The 23125-nt window shown below is 64.6% G+C and carries 23 protein-coding genes; 13 read left to right on the forward strand and 10 right to left on the reverse strand.

What is annotated here, in order from left to right:
* Positions 1-2: 2 nt before the first annotated feature.
* The 4 genes from PCJ21_RS14305 to PCJ21_RS14320 form a co-directional block, all read right to left on the reverse strand.
* Complete coding sequence (locus PCJ21_RS14305; RefSeq protein ID WP_269932092.1) at positions 3-188, reverse strand: hypothetical protein; 186 nt, start codon at positions 186-188, stop codon at positions 3-5.
* A gap of 81 nt (positions 189-269) precedes the next feature.
* Positions 270-1139 carry a S49 family peptidase gene (locus PCJ21_RS14310; RefSeq protein WP_269932093.1) on the reverse strand — a complete coding sequence of 290 codons (870 nt, stop codon included), beginning with the start codon at positions 1137-1139 and terminating at the stop codon, positions 270-272.
* A 72-nt stretch (positions 1140-1211) separates the two neighbouring features.
* Positions 1212-1985, reverse strand: coding sequence for a tRNA1(Val) (adenine(37)-N6)-methyltransferase (locus tag PCJ21_RS14315; protein ID WP_269932297.1), 774 nt, complete (start codon positions 1983-1985; stop codon positions 1212-1214).
* A 23-nt stretch (positions 1986-2008) separates the two neighbouring features.
* On the reverse strand, positions 2009-2233 hold the full coding sequence (locus PCJ21_RS14320) for a putative signal transducing protein (RefSeq protein WP_269932094.1): 225 nt from the start codon (positions 2231-2233) through the stop codon (positions 2009-2011).
* 164 nt (positions 2234-2397) lie between these two features.
* Between PCJ21_RS14320 and PCJ21_RS14325 the strand changes: the two genes are divergently transcribed.
* The 4 genes from PCJ21_RS14325 to PCJ21_RS14340 all read left to right on the forward strand — a co-directional run bounded on the left by PCJ21_RS14325 (position 2398) and on the right by PCJ21_RS14340 (position 7097).
* Positions 2398-3414: a polyprenyl synthetase family protein gene (locus PCJ21_RS14325; protein WP_269932095.1), complete on the forward strand. Its 1017-nt coding sequence runs from the start codon at positions 2398-2400 to the stop codon at positions 3412-3414.
* A 165-nt stretch (positions 3415-3579) separates the two neighbouring features.
* On the forward strand, positions 3580-5580 hold the full coding sequence (locus tag PCJ21_RS14330; RefSeq protein ID WP_269932096.1) for a tetratricopeptide repeat protein: 2001 nt from the start codon (positions 3580-3582) through the stop codon (positions 5578-5580).
* 116 nt (positions 5581-5696) lie between these two features.
* A complete protein-coding gene (locus tag PCJ21_RS14335; RefSeq protein WP_269932097.1) occupies positions 5697-6641 on the forward strand; it encodes a glycine--tRNA ligase subunit alpha in 945 nt (314 codons plus the stop codon).
* Positions 6642-6713: 72 nt separating this feature from the next.
* Positions 6714-7097 (forward strand): endonuclease domain-containing protein, encoded by a 384-nt coding sequence (locus tag PCJ21_RS14340; RefSeq protein ID WP_269932098.1) that lies wholly within the window; start codon positions 6714-6716, stop codon positions 7095-7097.
* Between the two features lie 117 nt (positions 7098-7214).
* Here PCJ21_RS14340 and PCJ21_RS14345 read toward each other — a convergent pair whose 3' ends face one another.
* Positions 7215-7388: a hypothetical protein gene (locus PCJ21_RS14345; protein WP_269932099.1), complete on the reverse strand. Its 174-nt coding sequence runs from the start codon at positions 7386-7388 to the stop codon at positions 7215-7217.
* A gap of 203 nt (positions 7389-7591) precedes the next feature.
* Between PCJ21_RS14345 and glyS the strand changes: the two genes are divergently transcribed.
* Entirely contained in the window at positions 7592-9883 is a 2292-nt protein-coding gene (gene glyS, locus PCJ21_RS14350; protein WP_269932100.1) for a glycine--tRNA ligase subunit beta, read from the forward strand.
* Positions 9884-9916: 33 nt separating this feature from the next.
* Here the strand turns inward: glyS and PCJ21_RS14355 are convergent, their stop codons facing one another.
* Both PCJ21_RS14355 and PCJ21_RS14360 read right to left on the reverse strand, forming a co-directional pair.
* Positions 9917-10300: a hypothetical protein gene (locus tag PCJ21_RS14355; protein ID WP_269932101.1), complete on the reverse strand. Its 384-nt coding sequence runs from the start codon at positions 10298-10300 to the stop codon at positions 9917-9919.
* Positions 10301-10364: 64 nt separating this feature from the next.
* On the reverse strand, positions 10365-10715 hold the full coding sequence (locus PCJ21_RS14360; protein WP_269932102.1) for a hypothetical protein: 351 nt from the start codon (positions 10713-10715) through the stop codon (positions 10365-10367).
* Positions 10716-10881: 166 nt separating this feature from the next.
* Between PCJ21_RS14360 and PCJ21_RS14365 the strand changes: the two genes are divergently transcribed.
* From PCJ21_RS14365 to PCJ21_RS14375, 3 genes are all read left to right on the forward strand, one after another.
* Positions 10882-11850, forward strand: a complete 969-nt coding sequence (locus PCJ21_RS14365) for an L-threonylcarbamoyladenylate synthase (RefSeq protein ID WP_269932103.1) — start codon at positions 10882-10884, stop codon at positions 11848-11850.
* Between the two features lie 15 nt (positions 11851-11865).
* Positions 11866-13296: an FAD-binding oxidoreductase gene (locus PCJ21_RS14370; protein WP_269932104.1), complete on the forward strand. Its 1431-nt coding sequence runs from the start codon at positions 11866-11868 to the stop codon at positions 13294-13296.
* Positions 13297-13465: 169 nt separating this feature from the next.
* Positions 13466-14032 (forward strand): DUF6101 family protein, encoded by a 567-nt coding sequence (locus PCJ21_RS14375; protein WP_269932105.1) that lies wholly within the window; start codon positions 13466-13468, stop codon positions 14030-14032.
* A gap of 12 nt (positions 14033-14044) precedes the next feature.
* On the opposite strand, the gene ubiA is transcribed toward PCJ21_RS14375, so the two are convergent.
* Entirely contained in the window at positions 14045-15028 is a 984-nt protein-coding gene (gene ubiA, locus PCJ21_RS14380) for a 4-hydroxybenzoate octaprenyltransferase (protein ID WP_269932298.1), read from the reverse strand.
* A gap of 207 nt (positions 15029-15235) precedes the next feature.
* Between ubiA and purD the strand changes: the two genes are divergently transcribed.
* Entirely contained in the window at positions 15236-16510 is a 1275-nt protein-coding gene (gene purD / locus PCJ21_RS14385) for a phosphoribosylamine--glycine ligase (RefSeq protein WP_269932106.1), read from the forward strand.
* Positions 16511-16512: 2 nt separating this feature from the next.
* Here purD and PCJ21_RS14390 read toward each other — a convergent pair whose 3' ends face one another.
* Entirely contained in the window at positions 16513-17607 is a 1095-nt protein-coding gene (locus tag PCJ21_RS14390) for a glycoside hydrolase family 25 protein (protein WP_269932107.1), read from the reverse strand.
* Positions 17608-18157: 550 nt separating this feature from the next.
* Between PCJ21_RS14390 and PCJ21_RS14395 the strand changes: the two genes are divergently transcribed.
* Together PCJ21_RS14395 and PCJ21_RS14400 are read left to right on the forward strand one after the other, a co-directional pair.
* Positions 18158-19936: an acyl-CoA dehydrogenase gene (locus tag PCJ21_RS14395; RefSeq protein ID WP_269932108.1), complete on the forward strand. Its 1779-nt coding sequence runs from the start codon at positions 18158-18160 to the stop codon at positions 19934-19936.
* A gap of 21 nt (positions 19937-19957) precedes the next feature.
* Positions 19958-20710 (forward strand): crotonase/enoyl-CoA hydratase family protein, encoded by a 753-nt coding sequence (locus tag PCJ21_RS14400; protein ID WP_269932109.1) that lies wholly within the window; start codon positions 19958-19960, stop codon positions 20708-20710.
* Between the two features lie 215 nt (positions 20711-20925).
* On the opposite strand, the gene pdxH is transcribed toward PCJ21_RS14400, so the two are convergent.
* Positions 20926-21543 carry a pyridoxamine 5'-phosphate oxidase gene (pdxH, locus tag PCJ21_RS14405; protein WP_269932110.1) on the reverse strand — a complete coding sequence of 206 codons (618 nt, stop codon included), beginning with the start codon at positions 21541-21543 and terminating at the stop codon, positions 20926-20928.
* Between the two features lie 42 nt (positions 21544-21585).
* On the opposite strand from pdxH, the gene PCJ21_RS14410 reads away from it, so the two are divergent.
* Both PCJ21_RS14410 and PCJ21_RS14415 read left to right on the forward strand, forming a co-directional pair.
* Complete coding sequence (locus PCJ21_RS14410) at positions 21586-22050, forward strand: RT0821/Lpp0805 family surface protein (protein ID WP_269932111.1); 465 nt, start codon at positions 21586-21588, stop codon at positions 22048-22050.
* A gap of 90 nt (positions 22051-22140) precedes the next feature.
* Entirely contained in the window at positions 22141-23109 is a 969-nt protein-coding gene (locus PCJ21_RS14415) for a J domain-containing protein (RefSeq protein WP_269932112.1), read from the forward strand.
* Positions 23110-23125 lie beyond the last annotated feature (16 nt).

Consider the following 23125-nt stretch of genomic DNA (forward strand, 5'->3'; position numbering starts at 1 on the left):
CGTCAGTCCTTTTCGAGACGGTATTCGCCGGTCTCGGGATCCTTGACCAGCGTGCCGTTGGCTCCGGTCTGCCGCTGCTTTTCATTGCGGCGTACCTTGGCGGTAACGCGCTCGGCCTCCTTGATGAAGGAGCGATAGCCGAAATAGGCCACCACCACGATGAGCGCGAAGAAGATCAGCTGAGGCATTGCCATTTTCCTCCCGTACCGGCGCGTCCTTGCTTCCGGCAAGTCAGGGTCGAGGGAATGATAATCCGCCGACCGCTCAAATCAAAGACCGAACCGGCCCCACAGCGCGCGTTCTTCCGCCGCATCGATAAGGCCTGAGGCTGCGGCCGAGGCGATCTCGGGGCCGAACCCCGTGCCCGACGAGCTGAACAGCCCTATCCGGCGTCCGAACAGTCCGCGCGGCGGCGTGATGAGCCGGAGCTCGGCCTTGGCGCCGTAGCGATCCTTGAGCACGGTGCGCATGTCGCCGAGCTGGTCGACCAGCCCGAGTTCCAGGCCACGCTTGCCGGACCAGAACAGCCCGGTGAACAGGTCCGGATCGTTGGCCAGCTTGCCGCCGCGGCGCTGCTTGACCATGTCGATGAAGGTCTCGTGCACTTCGAGTTGCAGCTTCTTGAGCCGCTCGATGTCTTCCTGCTTCTCCGGCTTGAACGGGTCGAGCGTCGCCTTGTTTTCGCCGGCGGTGTAGACGCGCCGCTCGACGCCGATCTTCTTGATCAGTTCGGTGAAGCCGAAGGAGGACGACACCACGCCGATCGATCCAACGATAGAGGACGGATCGGCGATGATCTCGTCGCCGGCGATGGCGATCATGTAGCCGCCAGAGGCAGCGACGTCCTCGACGAAGACCAGCACCTTCTTGTTCTTTTCCGCGGCAAGGTCGCGAATGCGCTTGAAGATGAGCCGCGACTGAACCGGAGAGCCGCCGGGCGAGTTGATCGAGATGGCGACTGCCGGCGCGTTGGCGATCGAAAACGCCTTCTCCAGCAGCCCTGCGGTGGTCGCCAGCGACAGGGCGGGGCGAAACTGGCTGCCGCCCGACATGATGGCGCCCTGCAGCCTGATGACGGGAATTGTCACGTCGCCGGAACGCATCGACTTCGGCAGCAGGCGGCGGAACAGTTTCTTCACGTCTTGGCGTCTCCGGTCTCGGTTACCTGGGATGTATGTTCTGTTCCGCCAATCGCAACCCTGGGGGGATGTTCAGTCGCCGAAAAGCGAACGGCGGCCGTTGCTTATGTCGTCTGCGCGTTGCGTCGGCCTGTCGCCGTCGTCGTGCAGCACCAGCGGCGGGCAGATGCGCATCGCTGCGCGCGAGGGCCGCTTGGCGCGCACCACCACGCGGATCGCCGCGGCGTCGGCACGGGGATGCACCGCCATCACCTCGGCATGGCCGAAGCGGCCTTCCATGGCCTGCAGTATCGCCACCAGCTGTTCCGGGCGGGCGATGACGGCGATGCCGCCGCGCGGCCGGACCACTGCCGCCGCGCTTCTGACCCAGTTTTCGAACAGGTCGTGGTCCATCACATGCGCCTGTCGCTTCAGCGCGTCCGGCGTCGGCCGGTGATGCGGCGGGTTGAACGGCGGGTTCATGATGACGAAATCGGCCGACCCATCGGTCAGCCCCGCCGATATTCTGGCTTTCCCCGAGAGCGATACATCGGCGACCAGCGCCGAGACCCGCCCGGCGAGGTGGGCGTTCTCCGGCAGAGCTATGGATGCCCAGGCGAACGCCGCCATCTCCTGCGTCAGTTCCACGAGCTGGACGCGCGCGTCCTTGCAGCGCGATGCGACCGCAAGTCCGGCGCAGCCTGCGCCTGCGCCGAAATCGGCGAGACGTCCGGCAAACGACCCCGGCACCGCCGCTGCCAGCATCAGGGCATCCATGCCGGCGCGATGGCCGCCCTTTTTCGGCTGAACCAGCCAGAAATCACCGCGATGGAAGGCGTCCACGCTGTGAGGCGGCAAATGCTGCATCTCGCGCGGCAGCGGTTCGGCTGTCACTTTTGCCGGATTTCGTGTTCGATGCCGGCATCTGTCAGCAGTTGCCGCGCTTCCGCTGCGTCGTCCTCGTCGATCATGATCCGGCGCGGCAGGATGCCGAGCGATCCGTCGAGCACGCTCATGTTCTGGTCGGCGATGAAGCAGCCGATGCCGGCATCGCGCAGCAGCGATTCGACGAAAGATATGATGACGGCGTCGTTGGTGCGAATGAGTTCGATCATCAGGCGAAATTCGCAGTTTGGTGCGGCGAAGTAAACGACGTGTGTTGCACCGCGCCAATTCGCCACTTGCCGGTGTGGTGCATACCGCCCTAGAATCGCCTAAAAGCTGCGCGCGCGATATCGCGCCTGTTTGACTGGGCGCCTGTGTAACTGGAGTGTTGGCCTTGGGTGTGGTTCTCAACATCGAGAAGGGGAAGCGGGACGCGGCGTCGATCAAGGATCTGATCGACCTGACTTCGGCCGACATGGCCAGGGTCAACGAACTGATTCTGTCCAAGGCCGGGTCCGACGTCGAGATGATCCCCGAGGTGGCGAACCACCTCATTTCGTCCGGAGGCAAGCGCCTGCGGCCGATGCTGACCTTGGCGGCCGCCCAGATGTTCGGCTATGCCGGCGAAAATCACGTCAAGCTGGCGACATCGGTCGAATTCATGCACACGGCGACGCTGCTGCATGACGACGTCGTCGACGAAAGCGACCTGCGCCGCGGCAAGAAGACCGCCCGCACCATCTGGGGCAACCAGGCGAGCGTGCTCGTCGGCGATTTCCTGCTCGGCCAGGCCTTCCGCATGATGGTCGAGGTCGGTTCGCTCGAAGCGCTCGACATCCTGTCTTCGGCGGCATCGATCATCGCCGAGGGCGAGGTAATGCAACTCGCCGCCGCCAAGAACCTCGAAACGACCGAAGACGAACATTTCGCAGTCATCAAGGCCAAGACCGCGGCGCTGTTTTCGGCTGCCGCCGAAGTCGGCCCCGTCATCGCCGGCGCTTCGAAGAACGACAAGGCCGCGCTCCGCTCCTACGGCATGAACCTCGGCCTCGCCTTCCAGCTGATCGACGACGCGCTCGACTATGGTGGTTCGAGCAAGGACCTCGGCAAGAACGTCGGCGACGACTTCCGTGAGGGCAAGGTCACGCTGCCGGTCATCCTGAGCTACCGCCGTGGCAGTGCCGCCGAGCGCGCCTTCTGGAAGAGCGCCATCGAAGACGGAGCCACCGACGAGGCGGCGCTGGAAAAGGCGATCGGATTGATGACGCGCCACGGCGCGATCGCCGATACCATTGGCCGGGCCAGCCATTTCGGCGAAATCGCCCGCGACGCCTTGGCGCCGCTGGAGAACACGCCGCAGAAGTCGGCGCTGATCGACGTCATCGATTTCTGCATCAGTCGGGTCGTCTGAGGTCGCGAGGCGGCGCCAAGGCGGTGTCATGCCGGATTGTGACGCCGGACCGGATTGAAGCGCGACCCCAAAAAGGCCATGCTTGCCGCTGACAAACGGTTTGCGACCGTTGACCCGTCTCGCGGGACGGCTGATGACTGCAATGCCTGACTAGGAAGGACTTTCATGCGGCAGCGACGCGCAATCTGGCTACTTGGCCTGGCGGCCCTGACAGGCTTCACCGCCCTGACGCAGCCCGGCTATGCCAAACAGGTCAACGAACCGGTCGAAATCAGTTCGTTTTCAGGCGCTTATCTCGCCGCGCGCATTGCTGAAGCCGATGACGACCTGGATGGCGCTATCGCTTACTACAAGCAGGCGCTTGCATTCGATCCCGAAGATACCTCTCTCCAGCAGAGCCTGATGCTGGCGCTGATCTCCGAAGGCCGCTTCGACGAATCGCTGCCCTACGCGGAGATGCTGAAGACGGTGCCGGACGTCGAGCGCTTTTCGCGCCTGGCGCTCGCCGTCGATGGTTTTCGCAAGAAGGATTACGACGGGGCCCAGAAATGGCTGAAGCTGGCGCTCGAGTCGGATCTCGACCGTTTAATCACCGGCATCATGACCGGCTGGGCCATGCAGGGCGAAGGCAAGACTGCCGAAGGCCAGCAGGTACTGGAAAAGCTCGAGGGTCCCGAGTGGTATGACCTGTTCAAATCCTATCACAGCGCACTGATCGCCGAAGCTGGCGGCCAGGGCGAAAAGGCCGGCAAGATATTCCGCGCCACGATTGAAAATCTGAGCGCTGGCAGTGCCGCGCCCGAGACCTGGATGCGCGCTGCCGAGGCCTATGCCGGTTTCCTGGCGCGTAGCGGCAAGAAGGCCGAGGCAATTGCCGTTCTCGACAAGGCCGAAGAGTTCGCGCCCGGCAAGCTGCCGATTGCGGTGCTGCGCGAGAAGGTCATCAAGGGCGAGAAGGTCGTGCCGCTGGTCGGCGACGCAAGTGCTGGCGCCGCCGAAATCCTGCTCAACCTGTCGACCGCGCTCAATCGCGGCGGCGGCGAGCCGTTTGTCCGGCTGTATCTGCAATACGCGCTGGCGCTGGAGCCCGATAACGACGAGCTTCTGGTTCAACTGGCGGCGATCGCCGAGCAGCAGCAGGATGGCGAGGAAGCGATTGCGCTGTACCGCCGCGTACCGGCGACGTCGCCGCTCAAGCGGCTGTCGGAGCTGCAACTGGCGCTCAATCTTGCCGACCTCAAGCGTCACGACGAAGCGATTGCCCACCTCAAGGGATTGGTCGCCGACAATCCCGATGACATGCGCGGCTATCTGGCGCTCGGCGGCGTTTACGCCGCGACCGAGAATTATCGCGCTGCGGCCGACATCTACGACAAGGCTGTCGCGGTGCTTAAGACGCCGACCAACGCCAACTGGAACGTCTACTACCAGCGCGGCATTGCCTATGAGCGGCTGAAGGAATGGCCCAAGGCCGAGCCGAATTTCCGCGAGGCGCTGAAGCTGTTCCCCAACCAGCCGCAGGTGCTCAACTATCTCGGCTATTCGTGGGTCGACATGAACACCAATCTCGAGGAGGGCCTCGGGATGATCAAGCAGGCCGCCGACCTGCGTCCGAGCGATGGCTACATCATCGATTCGCTTGGCTGGGCGTATTATCGCCTTGGGCGCTTTGACGATGCGGTGCGCGAGCTTGAGCGCGCGGTGTCGCTGAAGCCCGACGACCCCGTCCTGAACGACCATCTGGGCGATGCCTACTGGCGCGCCGGGCGGAAGCTCGAAGCGACGTTCCAGTGGAGCCATGCGCGCGACATGAAGCCGGAACCGAACGTTCTGGCCGACGTCGAAAAGAAGCTCGCGAGCGGCCTGCCGCCGCTGCCGGAAAAGCCGACGGCACTTGAGGCGCCGGTGAAGGCGCCTGTCGTGCCCGCAACGCCTGCGCCCGACAGCCAGAAGAAGAGCGAGGCCGAGACGCCTGCCGTTGAGCCGGTCGCCCAGGCCATTCCGGCCGCCTACAAGGTGCAGCGCGGCCAGTCCTTGTGGTCTATCGCCAACGAGGTGCTCGGCGACGGTGATCGTTATCGCGAGATCCTCGACATCAACCCGCAGTTGCGCGGCGATCCGGGACGCCTTGCGCCCGGCCAGGAGCTGCGCCTGCCCGGCAACTGAACCGGCCGCAACGGCTGTCTTTGCGCCGCTGCTTGACCCTTACATGCGCTCGGAATAGGACGGGGCCTCTCTGGCCCCGTTTCCTTGCGGGGCGCGCCAATGATCGAGCTTCGCCCGTGACCGACCAAATGCCCGCCCACATGCACCCCAGCCGCTCGTTTCAGGGCCTGATCCTGACGTTGCACAACTACTGGGCCGCACATGGTTGCGTCATCCTGCAGCCCTACGACATGGAAGTCGGCGCCGGCACGTTCCATCCGGCGACCACGCTGCGCGCGCTCGGGCCCAAGCGCTGGAATGCGGCCTACGTGCAGCCGTCGCGCCGCCCCAAGGACGGCCGCTACGGCGAAAACCCGAACCGCCTGCAGCACTACTATCAGTACCAGGTCATCCTGAAGCCCAATCCGTCGAACCTGCAGGAACTGTATCTCGGCTCGCTGAAGGCGATCGGCCTCGATCCGCTGGTGCATGACATCCGCTTCGTCGAGGACGACTGGGAAAGCCCGACGCTCGGCGCCTGGGGCCTTGGCTGGGAATGCTGGTGCGACGGCATGGAAGTGTCGCAGTTCACCTATTTCCAGCAGGTCTGCGGCATCGAATGCGCGCCCGTCGCCGGCGAGCTGACCTACGGACTGGAGCGCCTGGCGATGTATGTCCAGGGCGTCGACAACGTGTATGACCTCAACTTCAACGGCCTCGAAGGCGACGACAAGGTCACCTATGGCGAGGTCTTCCTGCAGGCCGAGCAGGAATATTCACGCCACAATTTCGAGCACGCCAACACCGCCATGCTGCTCAGGCATTTCGAGGACGCCGAAGCCGAGTGCAACGCGCTTCTCGCTGCCGGCGCGCCCGTGGCGGGCGGCAACGTGGCCCAGCACAAGGTGGTTTTCCCCGCCTATGACCAGTGCATCAAGGCGAGTCACGTCTTCAACCTCCTCGACGCGCGCGGCGTGATCTCTGTCACCGAGCGGCAGAGCTACATCCTGCGCGTCCGCAACCTGTCCAAGGCCTGCGGCGAGGCCTTCCTGTTGACGGAAGCGGGCGGCTTGGCGGTCTGAAGGCTTTACCTCCCCCTTGATGGGGGAGGTCGCCGCGAAGCGGCGGGTGGGGGTGATGAGGAGGAGGGCTCGGTGCCCAAACTCGATCGTTTCCGACTGGAGTCAGCGCGCCGCCTTCGCTCGGCAATGACCGACGAAGAGCGGATCTTGTGGAAGCATATTTGGCGAATTGCCGTTGAAGGAACGCATTTCCGCAAGCAAGCTTCACTAGGCATCTATTTTCCCGACTTCGTCTCGCATCGGCTGAAGTTAATCATTGAGGTCGACGGCGCTCATCATGGTTTTGATGATCAGAGACGGCATGATCAAACGCGGACCCTATGGCTCGAGAGCCAAGGATATCGGGTCCTTCGCTTTTGGAATCATGAAGTGAAACAGGAATTGGAAGCAGTTTTGGACACCATCTTTGCGGTCGTTGACGAGCGTCGCAGAGATCTGGCTGACGACGCTTCCTGACTGGAAGACACCCCACCCCGGCGCTACGCGCCGACCCTCCCCATCGAGGGGAGGGTAAGGCCGCGCGGCCTCCGCTCCTTCGCTGGATGTGGGCAACACCGAAATTCGAAGCAAACGCTATGCAGCAGCGAGCTCCAGGCCTTCCGGAAGGCGTGGCTGCAGGGTTTCGCCATTGATCGTCTGCAGCGCCTTGCGCACGCCCGGCATCCGTAGTTCCGCTGGCGCCGCCACATGCATTGTGAACAGGGCGGCGAGGGCGAAAGCTTGTAGGAGGGCGGAAGCGGTTTTCATTGTTTTCGAGCCAAAAGGTGTCTGCCTGAGCGTTGGTCGCTTCAGCGCGGCATTCGGTTCATGGAAATCCTCGCCCCAAGGACGAATTCGCAGGGCAGGTCCCGACAGCCCAATGGGGATTTCCGCCGATCGCGCGCGGGAAGGTGACAGCGGGCGGCTGAGTTGCTATGCCGCGCGGACCATTTCCCGCGTGAGCCCGTCCGATGCCCGATCTGCTACTTGAGTTGCGTTCCGAAGAAATCCCCGCCCGCATGCAGCGCAAGGCGGCGGGTGACCTCAGGAAGATGCTGACCGACGGTCTGGTCGAAGCAGGTCTTACCTACGAGGCAGCGCGCGAATATTGGACGCCGCGCCGGCTCACCCTCGACGTCAGAGGGCTGACCGCCCGCTCGAAGGACATCCACGAGGATCGCAAAGGCCCTAGCACCAAGGCGCCGGAAGCGGCGATCCAGGGCTTCCTGCGCAGCGCCGGCCTGGCTTCGATCGCAGAGGCGCACGTCCACAGCGATCCCAAGAAGGGTGATTTTTATGTCGCCCATATTTCCAAGCCGGGCCGCTCGGCCGAGGAGATCATCGCCGAGCTGGTGCCCGCGATCATCAGGACGTTTCCCTGGCCCAAGTCGATGCGCTGGGGCCCGGCTTCGGCAAGGCCCGGCAGCCTGCGCTGGGTGCGCCCGCTGCAGTCCATCGTCTGCACCTTCGGGCCGGAAACCGAAGAGCCCGTCGTCGTCGATTTCGAAGTCGACGGCATCCGCTCGGGCAACATCACCTACGGCCATCGCTTCCATGCGCCCGAGGCTATCAAGGTCCGCCGTTTCGAGGACTATGCCGCCAAGCTCGAAGCGGCCAAGGTCGTCATCGACGCCGAGCGCCGCAAGGAGATGATCGCTGCCGATGCGCGCAACCTGGCATTCGCCAGCGGGCTTGAACTGGTCGAGGACGAGGGCCTGCTCGAGGAGGTCTCCGGCCTCGTCGAATGGCCGGTCGTGCTGATGGGCTCGTTCGAGGATGCGTTCCTGCAAATTCCGGCCGAGGTCATCCGCCTGACCATCCGCGCCAACCAGAAGTGCTTTGTCACGCGGCCGCAGGGGAGCGAGGACGCGCTTTCCAGCCACTTCATCCTGACCTCGAACATCGAGGCCAAGGACGGCGGCAAGGAAATCGCGCATGGCAATGGCAAGGTGGTGCGCGCGCGCCTGTCGGATGCGCTCTATTTCTGGAACACCGACCAGGGCGACCTGCCGGATATCGACACGCTGAAGGGCGCGGCTTCCGCTTTCGCGCTCGACCTCGCCAAGCCGCTCGACCAGCGGATGGCGCGGCTCGACCATTTGGGCGTGACCTTCCACGCCAAGCTTGGCACCCAAGGGCAGCGCGTCCAGCGCATCCGGTCGCTTGCCCGCGAGATCGCGCCGCTGGTCAACGCCGAGCCGAAGCTTGCCGAGCGCGCAGCCGTGCTCGCCAAGGCCGACCTGCAGACCGAAGTGGTCGGCGAGTTCCCCGAACTGCAGGGCGCGATGGGCCGCAAATATGCGTTGCTGCAGGGCGAAAGCCCTTCCGTGGCCGCGGCGATCGAGGAGCATTACCGGCCGCAGGGCCCGTCTGATCGCGTTCCGGCCGATCCGGTTTCGGTTTCGGTGGCGCTCGCCGACAAGCTCGACACGCTGGTCGGATTCTGGACGATCGATGAGAAGCCCACGGGCTCGAAGGACCCTTATGCGCTGCGCCGTGCCGCGCTCGGCGTCGTCCGCATCATCCTGTCGGCGCGCGGCCCGCTGCCGCTGACCAGGCTGTTCGATGCCGCGCTGGCCCAACTCGCCGAAACCTCGATCACCAAGAGCCTCGCCGCATTCGAGGCGAAGCAGGATGCTATCGACAGCGGCGACGTCGATGGCGAGCAGGATGTCGACAACGCGCTCGCTTCTTACGAGGCCGAGTTGCGCCGCGACGCCATTGCCCGCGCGGCTCCGCTGAAGGCGGACCTGCTGGCCTTCTTCCATGACCGCCTCAAGGTCTATCTGCGCGAGCTCGGCGCTCGCCACGACCTCATCGATGCGGTGATCACATCCGAAGCCGACGATCTCCTGGCGGTCACCCGCCGCGTCGAGGCGCTCGGCCACTTCCTCGAGAGCGAGGACGGCAAGAACCTGCTTGCCGGCACCAAGCGCGCCGCCAACATTCTCGCCGCCGAGGAGAAGAAGGGCACCGCTGTCGCTGCCCATGTCGATCCGGCGCTGTTCCGCGAAGACGCGGAAAAGGCGCTGTATGCAGCGGTCGACCAGGCTGTCGACAGCGCCGGCAAGGAAATCCATCGCGAAGACTTCGCCGCCGCCATGCGGGCGCTGAGTGTCCTGCGCGCGCCGGTCGACGCGTTCTTCGACAAGGTTCTGGTCAACGACGAGGACCAGGCCGTTCGCGCCAATCGCCTGGCGTTGCTGGCGCGCATCCGCGCGGCGACCGACCAGGTCGCGGATTTCTCGAAGATCGCGGGATAGGCCAGGGTCGGCGCTGAAGCGCCGCTCGACGTCTCAGTCGAGGATGCGGACCCTGACGCTCTGGCGATAGACCTCGACCTCGATCAGCGGCTCGCCGTTGAGGATTGCGTTGCGCGTCGCGCTGTTCATTGCGCCGGACCTGTTCAGCAATTGTTCGAAGCGGGCGCGCTTGGCGTTGGTGGTGAACCAGTCGTCGATATCGTCTTCTTCGTCCGTCTGGATGTGGCGATGGACATTGGCGCGATCCTGCCGAACCACCTGCGCTGCGCTGTCGAGCACGTAGCCGTCGCTTGCCAGGTGATCCTTCCCCGAAATCCTGGCGACATAGGTGCCCAGCAACTGGTCGGCATGGGCCAAGCCGGTGCCGAAGACGATGGAAGCGACAAGGCTCGCGGCGACAATGCCCTTGGTCGTCATGGCGTTCCCCAAACACACAACCCTCGTGACACGGTGCGCAATGGCCGGTTGACAGTCAAGCGCGCTATTCGGTGGCGACCGGTGCCTGCTCGCCTTGCGTGTCGGCAGCCTCCGGAGTGGCAGGCGAGCCCGGCGCGGGCGGTGTTGCGACAACGGGATCTGCCGCAGCATGCCCGATCTCGCCGCCGCGCATGACCATCGGCTCCGGTCCCATTTTCGCGCCTACCGCTGCGACCTTGCCACTGTCGATGGCTGGGGCGCCCAGTTCAATGATCGAGGTGGGGTCCCACTGCCCCGCACCTGCGATGATCGCGGACGGGCTTGCAGCACTGTCTCCGAGTTCGACGATGGAAGATGCATGCGTGGCGCCCGAACCGGCAATGCCGGCAACAACAACTGCAACAACAAGGCGCATCTGGTCCCCCGAGCTAAGATATCGCTCAGCGCAGGATAGACGGGCAGCGGTTTTGGCCCGATTGCCAAGAAAGCACGCATTTTAGCCAATGGCGGATTCTTGGCGCGCCCGCCTTGTCGCGCCACGCATTTGCGAGTTAGGACCTGATGACAAAGGATAGCGGAACGTGACGGATCTGATCGCAGCCAACGATGCCATCGAGCGCGCACTTGCCTTGCTTCAAGCGGGCGAGGTTGTCGCCATTCCCACCGAGACCGTCTACGGCCTGGCCGGCGATGCCACCAATGGAGCCGCGGTGGCTCGCATATTCGAGGCCAAGGGCCGGCCGCGCTTCAATCCGCTCATCGCCCATGTCGCCGATATGCGGATGGCCGAGCGCATCGGTGTCTTCGATGCCTTGTCGCGCAAACTCGCCGACGCATTCTGGCCGGGGCCACTGACACTGGTCGTGCCGCTGCGGCCGGAGTTCGGCATTCACCCGCTGGTGACGGCAGGGCTGGACACCATCGCGTTGCGCATGCCGAAAGGCTTTGGCGGTCAGCTGATCGCAAGGCTCGGCCGTCCGCTAGCAGCACCCAGCGCCAACACCTCGGGCAAGATCAGCTCGACCAGCGGCCAAGCCGTGGCACGCGACCTTGGCGGTCGCATCCCGCTGGTGGTCGATGGAGGCCCGACCTCGGTCGGACTGGAATCGACGATCGTCAAGGTCGAGGATGGACGCGCGCGACTTCTGCGGCCGGGCGGCATCGCGGCGGGGGAGATCGAGGCAGTTGCCGGTTCGGCGCTGCTGCGCGGCGTCACTGCCGGTATCGAGGCGCCGGGCATGCTGGCCTCGCACTATGCGCCGGGTGCGCAAATGCGGCTAAATGCCGAAAGCATTGAGGCCGGCGAAGCCCTGCTTGGCTTTGGCAGCAAGCGCGCCGAGGGTTGGCTGCACGCGCGCGCCTATATGAACCTGTCGGAGAGCGGCAACCTGCGGGAGGCGGCAACAAATCTCTTCGCCCACCTGCAAGCGCTCGACCGCAGCGGCGCCGACCTCATCGCCGTCGAGCCGATCCCGTTCGACGAACTCGGCGAGGCAATCAACGACAGGCTCGCCCGCGCCGCCGCCCCCCGTGACAATCCGCGCGTCTGAACATAGTTTTTGCACATGAACCAGAATCTGACCGGCCTCGACCCTGCGCTTGCCGAGCGCTTCGCCGCGATCGTCGGCGAACGCTACGCGGTTCGCGAGGGCTCCGACATCGATCCCTACGTGCACGAGCCGCGCGGACTATTCACCGGCGTGGCATCGCTGGTCCTTCGGCCGGGTAGCGTAGGCGAAGTCAGCGCGATCATGCGGCTGGCGTCGGAGACCGGCACGCCCATCGTGCCTCAAGGCGGCAACACCGGCCTCGTCGGCGGCCAGGTGCCAGACCGCTCCGGCGGCCAGGTCGTGCTGTCGCTGTCGCGCCTCAACCGTATTCGCGAGATCGACCCGGTCTCCAACAGTGTCATTGCCGAAGCCGGCGTCGTGCTTGATGTCCTGCACAAGGCGGCGGACGAGGTGGATCGGCTCTATCCGCTGTCGCTAGCCTCGCAGGGATCGTGCCAGGTCGGCGGCAACCTGTCGTCCAACGCCGGTGGCACGGGTGTCGTCGCCTATGGCAACGCGCGCGAGCTCTGCCTCGGCGTCGAGGTCGTGCTTCCGACCGGCGAGGTCTTCGACGACCTGCGCAAGCTCAAGAAGGACAACACAGGCTATGACCTCAAGGACCTGTTCGTCGGCGCCGAAGGTACGCTTGGCGTCATCACAGCGGCGGTGCTGAAACTCTATCCCAAGCCGAAGGGCCGCGAAGTGGCTTGGGTCGGACTCGAGACAGCCGAGGCGGCGCTTTCGCTGTTCAACACGGCGCAGGATCTCGGCGGTGGTGCGTTGACGGCCTTCGAGCTGATCGGCGCCCAGCCGATGCAGTTTGCCATGCGCCACATTCCTGATGCGCGCCCTCCGCTGCACGGCGAATGGGCGTGGCAGGTATTGATGGAGATTTCCTCCGGGCGTTCGGCCGCGGATGCGCGCACCCTCATGGAGCAGATTCTCTCGGCCGGTTTCGAGGCGGACAAGGTCGGCGACGCCGTCATTGCCGCCAGCATCACCCAGGCCAACGAGTTCTGGCGCCTGCGCGAAATGCTGCCGGAGACGCAGAAGGCCGAGGGCTCGTCGATCAAGCACGACATCTCGGTGCCGGTGGCGAGCATTCCGGTCTTCATCGAGCAGGCGGGCAGGGCGGTGGCGAGCGTCAGCCCCGACGCCCGCGTGGTCTGCTTCGGCCACATGGGCGACGGCAACCTGCACTACAACGTATCGCAGCCTGTGGGCGCGGATGCCGGGCAATTCCTCGGCCTGTACCGCAAGATGAACGACGCGGTGCATGCCGTGGTGCGCAGCTTCAACGGTTCGATCTCGGCCGAGCATGGCATCGGCCAGCTGAAACGCGATGAGCTGATTGCAACCGCCCCTGTTGTCGCCACCGACCTGATGCGCCGCATCAAGGCGGCTTTCGACCCTGCCGGGATCATGAATCCTGGCAAGGTGATTTGACCCATCTTGGTGGCATTCCGATAACCATCGCCGAGATCAGCAAAATTTAACCGACTTTTTTAAGCGGGGCGGTAAGGACCCCCCGCTAGTGTCCTTCCCAACGAGACCGGGAAAACTGGTCCGGAGAGATCGGAAAACCGGCTCTCAGGAGATAACAGGAAGGCACGATATGAACACCGGACTGAAGCCAGTCTGGGCGGGACGCAACATGCGCCTCGACCCATTCCGCTTGCCGCAGATGGTCAGCTACGCAACCCGCGATGATCTTGGCGATGTGAACTTCACCATCGATCACCGTGGCGCGGTCATTCGCCGCCTGCTGGAACTCAGTGGCCTTCCCATCACCATCGCACTGCCGGCGCGCGCCTTTCGTGGCGTGGCGGCACGTGCCCTGGAAGATGAGACCGGCGAGGTGACTGTTACGCTGGAACTGCTGCACAACGACCCGATGCTGTCGGTGCCGCTGCTGGTTGCCCACGACCTGGATGATGTCGCCGCCGACTGGCGCGCCTGGGCCGAGTTCTACAATCTGCCGATGCTGTTGATCGAGGCTGATGGCGTTGCCCGAACGCTCGAGGAGTCGCTGGGCGCTGCCATCAAGACCCAGCCGCCCCGGGATCGCCGCAAGGGTCGCGCGTCCCGCATGCGCCGTCCGCGATTCCTGGCGCGCCGCAAGTCCGGCAATCTCGGCGTGCGCCTCGTCATCGACGGCGAGGAGATCATCGCCCGGGCATGATCGCCATATCGGTCAGATCATCGGTTTCAGCGCCACCCAGGCGCCGCCGAAGACAAGGCCCAGGAAGATGATCCAGCCGACCTGGCCGTTCGACTTGAACAGCCTCAGGCACTGGTCTGGATCGTCGATGTCGAGCACGGCGATCTGGCGTGCCATATGGACGCCGGCCGCGGCAAGCCCGGCCAGTGCTGGCATAGGCACCTGCGCCATGGCGAAGGCCGCGGCGAACAGGATCAGCGCCCCGCTGTACAGTCCGATGAGCCAGGATTTGGTGCTTTCGCCAAAGAAGCGAGCCGTCGAGCGCACGCCGACAAGCGCGTCGTCCTCCCGGTCCTGGTGGGCGTAGATCGTGTCGTAGCCGATCACCCACATGATCGAGCCGAAATAGAGCAGCAGGGCCGGTCCGTCGATGTCGCCGAATTCGGCCGCCCAGCCCATCAGCGCGCCCCACGAGAAGGCGAGGCCGAGCACGAATTGCGGCCAGTTGCTGAAGCGCTTCATGAACGGATAGATGGCAACGATCGCCAGCGATGAGATGCCGAGCAGGATCGCAAAATTGTTGAACTGCAACAGCACGACAAGTCCGGCGAGCGCCTGCAGGACCAGGAAAACCCAGGCCTGGCGGCGACTGACCTGGCCCGCAGGCAGGGGCCGCGACCGCGTACGCTCGACCTGTGCGTCGATGTCTTCGTCGACGATGTCGTTGTAGGTGCAGCCGGCGCCGCGCATGGCGATGGCGCCGATCAGGAACAACAACAGATACCAGGGCGAGGGCAGCAGCGACATCAGGCTGTCTTCGGGTCGGGCAAAGGCGCTCGCCGCCATCGCCACCGACCACCAGCATGGCCACAGCAGCAGCACCCAGCCGATCGGTCGGTCCCAGCGTGCAAGCTGGGCGTAGGGCCACAGGCCGCGCGGCAGGACGCGGTAAACCCAGTGCCCGCTCGGCGCGTCGGCGACCCGGCCCTGGCCGGCTTTTGACTGAATTGTTTCCATCGCCGTTGAGTGACAGGCGCCCCAGGCGTCGTCAAGTCGGGAGACCTTGATGATGGAAATCTGTCGCGCCGCATCGCGCTTACCCAACCGGCTGGTCTATCGGTGAACGCGCCCGATCGGTGGATGCGGGCGCGTTCTTTCCTTGACCTTGCCGCTTGTGGCCACTAGCGGGTGCATCACATCCAGCATCGGCAAGAGGTCAAGCGCATGAATGTTCTCCTCATCGGCTCTGGTGGCCGCGAACACGCACTCGCCTGGAAGCTGGCGGCCTCGCCGATGCTGACCAGGCTTTACGCCGCGCCCGGCAATCCCGGTGTTGCGCAGGAAGCCGAGCTGGTGTCGCTTGATATCGCCGATCATGCCGCCGTCGCCGCCTTCTGCAAGGACAAGGCGATCGATCTCGTGGTCGTCGGTCCCGAGGGACCGCTGGTCGCCGGCATCGGCAACGATCTGCGCCAGGCCGGCATCCGCGTCTTCGGCCCGTCCAGGGTCGCGGCGCAGCTAGAGGGCTCCAAGGGCTTCACCAAGGACCTGTGCGCCCGCTACGGCATTCCAACCGCCGCCTATGGCCGCTTCGACACGGCCGCCGCCGCCCGCGCCTATGTCGAGAAGATGGGTGCACCGATCGTCATCAAGGCTGACGGCCTCGCCGCCGGCAAGGGCGTGACGGTGGCGATGACGCTCGGCGAGGCACTGGAAGCGGTCGACGCCTGCTTCGAAGGCGCTTTCGGCGGTGCCGGCGCTTCGGTGGTGGTCGAGGAATTCATGACCGGCGAGGAGGCCAGCTTCTTCTGCCTCTGCGACGGCAAGACGGCGCTGCCGTTCGGCACAGCGCAGGATCACAAGCGCGTCGGCGACGGCGACGTCGGCCCCAACACTGGCGGCATGGGCGCCTATTCGCCAGCGCCTGTCATGACGCCGGAACTGATCGCGCAGACGATGCGCGAGATAGTCGAGCCGACGATGCACGGCATGGCCGAGATGGGCGCGCCGTTTTCCGGCGTGCTGTTCGCCGGCCTGATGCTGACCGACAAGGGGCCGAGGCTGATCGAATACAACACGCGCTTCGGCGACCCCGAATGCCAGGTGCTGATGATGCGGCTGAAGGAGGACCTTTTGGTCCTGCTCAATGCCGCCGCCGACGGACAGCTTGGCCATGTTTCGGCGCGTTGGCGCGACGAGGCGGCGCTGACCGCGGTGATGGCGGCCAAGGGCTATCCCGGCACGCCGGAAAAGGGTTCGGTGATCGAAGGCATCGACAAGGCAGAGGCTTCCGGCGCCAAGGTCTTCCATGCCGGCACGGCCCTCGTGGATGGCAAGATCGTTGCGAATGGCGGTCGCGTGCTCAACGTGACGGCGACCGGAAAGAGTGTCAGCGAGGCGCAGGCGGGGGCCTATGCGGCCGTCGACCTCATCGATTGGCCGGAAGGGTTTTGCCGCCGCGACATCGGCTGGCGCGCCGTCGAGCGCGAGCAGGCCTAAATCTAGCGCTCGGCGCGGTCCAGTTCGGTCGAAGCAGTCGCCACCGGATCGAGTTCCGCCCGGCGCCCCGCGCTTTTCCGTTCGTCGAGTTTTGCCGCGACATATTCCGCCATGCCATGGGCGTAGCGGCCGGGAGACGGCTCTATGGCCGGCACCGTGCCGAGGACGGCTTTCCTCCAGCTCGATTTCAGCGCCTCGGCGAGCAGGTCGAGGCGTACCGGGTAGGCGACCGACGCGTATTTGATGCGACTTTCGCCCTTGAGGCCAGCGTCGCGCGCAATGGGAACCGGCACCGAGGCGATGAACTGGTCGGTCGCCTCAAGCAATTCCCCGAACGGCCACGCCTTGCGCAGGCTTTGCGCATCCATCGGCGCGACATTGACGTCGATGTCGTTGGACGTTCCGGCTACGCGGTAGGGGCAGCGGCGTGCGCCGCAATTGGCCTGGGCCGAGAATTGCCACAATGCGTAGCGCTGCCAGTTTCCTTTCGGAAAATGCATGCCGATCTCGGGCTTGTAGCGGGCGTACCACAGCGGCATCCGCGACAGCAGGCGGTAGCGATAACGACTGTCGGCGATGTGCTTGGCCGTGACGCCGTTGGTGTAGAGAATCGGGTAGCGGCCGGTGCGCAGGAAGATGTGCCGGACGAAAATCTCGGCGTCTTCCAGCGACATCCACTTTTCGGGGTCGTTCTCCTCGATATCCAGCGCCATCAGGTCGTCGGGACCGGGCTCGGCGAATTCCAGGAAGTTCTCCGCCTGCTCGATCGGGTTGCCTGGCCGAGCGAGGTGATAGGCGCCCCATTCGAGGCCGAGCGCCTTGGCGACGACCTTTCGCGTGTGGAACAGCTCGCGCGCTACGGCGTGGCGTTTCCACAGCGCCTTGCACAGCCTGTAGGCGGTTTCGTCGCCGGAACAGGAATAGGCGGGCGGCAGTCCATCGGAGGCCTTGTTGATGAAGCCGACGATCCGCTTGTCACCGGCAAGCTTTTGCCAGTCGATGGAGTTGTATTCATAGGCGTCGATGACCAGCGCCCGGTCGGCCTTTTTCCAGGGTTCGGAGAAATCGGAGGCGATGGCGGGCGCGGGGAATTGCATGGCGCACGCTCCGGCGAGCGCAGCGAGCGCGAGGCTACGAAGCTTTGAAGTCAATCCCCTCAAACGACGATCCCCAGTGACCGGTTGCCGATCGTGGACCGCCATGGTTAAGGAAATGCTTCCGTGGCTCCACCGCCCCTAGGTTGAAAATATCGGCAGTGGTGACGCATGGCCCATCATTCGAGCGGATCGGCAGCCGGTTCACTCGGCCTCCGCCGCATGCGAAACTGGCCGAACGAACATTCCGGCGAACAAAAGATGCCACGAATCGCAAACGAGGCGGCGTGGATTTTCGATCCTGCCCCATGGGACCGGAAGCCTTCGAAACGTTAGCGCAGGCCGCACTCGATGCAGCAACAGGCGCCGGGGCGGGCGACCATCGATAATCATCTCGATTTTCCCTTCTGGCAATCTCCGACTTTGGTGCAAAGCGCCGCCTAAAAGTTGACGTTTACGTAAAAAGCTACTTCCCCTCGTTGGGGTAAGATGGCTAGTGTGGCGGACAGGCGGCGAGACAGTGCCGCGATGCCCATCAGCAGGAGGAAGCGTCATGTACCGCGCCCCGGTGGAAGAGATTGCCTTTGCGCTCAAGCATGTGGCTGGCCTCAATAGGGCTTTGGAGGTCGGCGTGTTTGGCGACCTCGGCGAAGATCTCGTCGACGCCATCCTGGCCGAAGCCGGCCGGTTCGCTTCCGAGGAGGTCGCGCCGCTCTATGTTGTCGGCGACCAAAAGGGCGCGCGGCTCAAAGAGGGAGCGGTGACCATGCCACCAGGCTGGAAGGCGCTCTACAAGCATTGGACCGAAGGCGGCTGGAACAGCCTCAATGGCCCCGAGGAGTTTGGCGGGCAGGGCCTGCCAACCATGCTGGGCGTCGCTTCGCTTGAAATGTGGAATTCGGCTTCGATGGCCTTCGGCATTGGTCCGACGCTGTCGATGGGCGCGGTCGAGGCGCTCGAGAAGCACGCCTCCAGGGAGCTGAAGGCCGCTTATCTCGCCAAGCTCGTTTCCGGCGAATGGATGGGCACGATGAACCTGACCGAGCCACAGGCCGGTTCGGATCTTGCGGCCCTCCGCGCACGCGCCGAACGCGCTGGCGACGGCACCTATCGCATCTTCGGCCAGAAGATCTTCATCACCTACGGCGAGCACGACCTCACCGACAACATCGTCCACTTGGTCCTGGCCCGTCTGCCCGACGCGCCCGCCGGAACGCGCGGCATCTCGCTGTTTCTGGTGCCCAAGTTCCTGCTGAACGAGGACGGCACGCCGGGGGCGCGCAACGACGTGTTCTGCGCAGGCTTGGAGGAAAAGCTTGGCATCCATGCCTCGCCGACCTGCACCATGATCTACGGCGACGGTTTCGCTAGGGATCGCGAGCCTGGCGCCATCGGCTGGCTGATCGGTGAGGAAAATCGCGGTCTCGCCTGCATGTTCACGATGATGAACAATGCGCGGCTGCTGGTTGGCATACAGGGCGTAGCCGTTGCCGAGGCCGCGTTCCAGAAGGCGCTGGCCTATGCCAACGACCGCCGCCAGGGACGGGCTTCGTCCTACAAGGGCGAGGGCATGGCCCCGATCGTCCACCACCCCGACGTTCAGCGCAATCTCCTGACCATGAAGGCGTTGACCCAGACCGCGCGCGCCATCGCCTATTCCTGCGCCCATGCGCTCGACATGGCGCGCGTGACCGAGGGCGATGAAAAGGCCAATTGGCAGGATCGCGCGAACCTCTTGACCCCGATCGCCAAGGCCTTTTCGACCGATGTAGGCGTCGACGTCGCCTCGCTTGGCGTGCAGATCCATGGCGGTATGGGCTTCATCGAGGAGACGGGTGCGGCTCGGTTGCTGCGCGACGCGCGCATCGCCCCGATCTACGAAGGCACCAACGGCATCCAGGCAATCGATCTGGTCGTGCGCAAGCTGCCGCTCGGCAATGGCGATCATGTCTTCAGCTACATCGGCGAACTCGATGCCGTCGCCAATGCGGTTGCAGCCCTCAACAGCGAAGACTACGGCCGCACGGCAATCTGCCTCGAACAGGCGCTCGACGATTTGCAGCAGACGACCCGCTTCCTGCAGAAGCTGCTCGGCGACGGCCGAACGGACGATGCCCTTGCCGGGGCCACGCCCTATCTCAGGCTGTTCGCGCTGGCCGCTGGCGGCAGTTACCTGGCGCGGGCGGCATTGGCTGACGGCGACGCCGGGCGCATCGCGCTGTGCCGGTTCTTTGCCGAGAACCTGCTTGGCGAGACGGGTGCGCTGAAGGATCGTGTCACGGCGGGCGCGGAGAGCCTCGCCATCGCGGGCAAGACGCTGATTTCGGCTTGAATTAGGGACGAGGGACCTTCAGTGACCGACCATATTCTCATCGAGCGGCAGGACGCCGTTCAGATCATCCGGATGAACCGGCCGGACAAGAAGAACGCCATCACCCGGGCCATGTACTCCGAAATGGCGGCAGCACTGGTCGCCGGCGACAGGGACCCTGCTGTGCGTTGCCACGTCTTCCTCGGCGTGCCCGGCGCGTTTTCGTCCGGCAACGACCTCGCCGACTTCATGGCGATCGCAACCGGTGGCGAGGGTGGCACAGAGGTCTGGGACTTTCTCGCGGCCATCGCCATGACCGAAAAGCCCCTCGTCTCCGGCGTCGACGGCATTGCGGTGGGCATAGGCACGACCATCAACCTGCATTGCGACCTGACCTTCGCCACCCCGCGCACAGTCTTCCGCACGCCGTTTGTCGATCTCGGCCTGGTGCCGGAGGCCGGCTCCAGCCTGATTGCACCGCAGGTGCTGGGGCTGCAGGGCGCATTTGCGTTGCTCGGGCTGGGCGAGGGCTTTTCGGCCGAGCGCGCGCTGGCGGCGGGGCTGATCTACAAGGTGGTGGCGGAAGACGAACTGGAAGCGGCAACGCTTGCAGCTGCGCGCGACATTGCCGCCAAGCCCCCGGAGGCGCTGAAGATCGCGCGCGATCTGATGCGCGGCGACCGCGGACCGCTTGTTGCCCGCATCAGGGAAGAAGGCGAGCACTTCCGCGCCCGCCTCAAGTCCGACGAGGCGCGCGCCGCACTCGTTGCCTTCATGACGCGCAAGAAGGGCTGAAGGACGCGCTTAGCCCGTGTCTGCAGAAGTGGGCACGGCGCTGTGGGCAGCTATCTTCTCCCCGTCCTCCACGGGGAGAAGATGCCGGCAGGCAGATGAGGGGCAGCGCGAGCGCAAGATTGCCCCTCACCCTTGAAGAACGGGGAGAGGGGGCATCCGCGTTGCGCTCAGCCTCCGAAAAAAATGCCTAGCTCCTACGAGGCAGGGTAAGCCTATCACGGATAAAGCCTGTCCTTCTCCCACCCGCCATCGGCGGCGCGGGTGAAGACGATGCGGTCGTGCAGCCGGAACGGACGGTCGTGCCAGAATTCGATCTGGCTCGGCACGATCCGGAAGCCCGACCAGTGGGCCGGGCGCGGGATCTCGCCGATGGCGTGGCGCGCGGTGTATTCGGCGACCGCCTTTTCCAAGGCGAAGCGGCTTTCGAGCGGGCGCGATTGCTTCGAGGCCCAGGCGCCGATGCGGCTGCCGCGCGGGCGGGTGGCGAAATACTCGTCGGCTTCGGCGTCGGTGACGATTTCCACAGGTCCCCGCACCCGCACCTGACGGCGCAGCGACTTCCAGTGGAAGCACATCGCTGCCTTCATCGTCGCCAGAATTTCGCGGCCCTTGGCGCTTTCGAAGTTCGTATAGAAGACGAAACCATGCTCGTCGAAGCCCTTGAGCAGCACCATGCGCACGTCGGGCAGCCCATCGGTGTCGACGGTTGCCAGCGCCACCGCGTTGGGATCGTTCGGCTCCTGCGCCGTCGCGTCCTTCAGCCAAGCGGCAAATAGCCGGAATGGCTCCGCGCTCTGGGTGAAGTCACCGCTTGTTAACTCTGTGTCCGTCATAGCTCTTACTCGACCTGCCAATGCCGACCGGGAGAATGCCTATTGTCGCGCCCCGCGCAAGCCTTTGAAGGCCTCTGCCACCCGCAAATCGGGTTCCGATGCCTCAAGGTAGCGGTTCTTTTCGGCCTGATGGCGCTCGGCGCCTGCGGGGCGGGCGGATTCAGCCTCGAAAAGGCTGAGGTGGACAGCAGCCTTCTGACCTCCAAGGTACCCGACAATACGGGTGCCAGCACCGATGCGAATCGCCTGGCCGATCAGGTGACCATTCGCAACGCTGTGTCGTCGGCCGACGTTGAGGGTTTGAACGGACAGGGCATTCCCTGGGCAAATCCGGAGACCGGGTCACGCGGCACCATCACCGCCCTTGCCGAAAGCAACGAGCGCGGCGTTCTGTGCCGCAGGTTCGCCGCCTCGCGCGAAAGCTTCGACGGCGTCACCCTGTTCAAGGGCGAGATCTGCGCCGCCGGCGCCGGCACCTGGCAAATGCTCGCCTTCGAGCCGGTTTGAAGCGGAATCCACCCGCCCGCCTCTGGAATTTCTTCCTAGTGGAGCGCATATAGGGATGGACCAACCCTTTTACTCTACGTGGAATTTTGCATGCGCGACCCCTATGAGGTGCTGGGCGTTGCCAAGAACGCCTCGGCCAAAGACATCAAGTCGGCTTTCCGCAAGCTCGCCAAGAAGCATCACCCGGACCAGAACCCGGATGATCCCAAGGCGAAGGAGCGGTTCTCGGCCGCTAACCAGGCTTATGAGATTCTCGGCGACGAGAAGAAGCGGGCCGCTTTCGACCGTGGCGAAATCGATGCCGAAGGCAAGCAGCGCTTTCATGGCTTCGAAGGCGCTGCCGGCGGCGGCGATCCCTTTGGCGGGTTCCGCAGGCAAGCGGGCGGCGGCCCCGGTGCCAGCCATTTCGAGTTTCGCTCGAGCGGGCCGGGTGGCGCGTCCTTCGACGCAGGCGACATCTTCAGCCAGATTTTCGGCGATTCGTTCAGTCAGCGCGGCGGTGGCGCCGGCGGCGCAGGAACAGGAGCTCATCCGGGTTCCGGAATGGGCGGCGGACGCCGGGCGCAGCCTGGCGCCGACGTCAATGTCAATCTCGACGTCACCCTTGAGGAAGCGGCGACCGCACCCAAGGTGACTGCGCTGTTCCCCGACGGGCGCAAGTTGGCGGTCAAGCTGCCCGAATATGTCGAGGACGGCCAGACGATCCGGCTCAAGGGGCAGGGCGAACAGGGTTTGGGCGGCGCGGGTGACGCGCTCGTCAAGATCAGGTTCCGCCGTCATCCGCGCTACCGCCTTGAAGGGCGCGACCTGCACGTCGATCTGCCGGTTTCGTTGCACGACGCCGTTCTTGGTACAAAGGCGGCTGTCGAGACCCCGACCGGGCGTCTCGCCGTCAAGGTGCCGGGGTGGTCGAGTTCGGACAAGGTTTTGCGCATCAAGGGCCGCGGCTTGCCCGAAAAGACGGGCGGACATGGCGACCTTTACGCCCATGTACGGGTGATGCTGCCCGAGGAAGGCGATCCGGCGCTCGAGGACCTGATGCGCAAGCAGGGCGAGTAGCCTGTCTGCGCTGGTA

It is taken from the genome of Aminobacter sp. HY435 (genome assembly GCF_027568395.1).
In the GTDB taxonomy this organism is placed as follows: Bacteria; Pseudomonadota; Alphaproteobacteria; order Rhizobiales; family Rhizobiaceae; genus Aminobacter.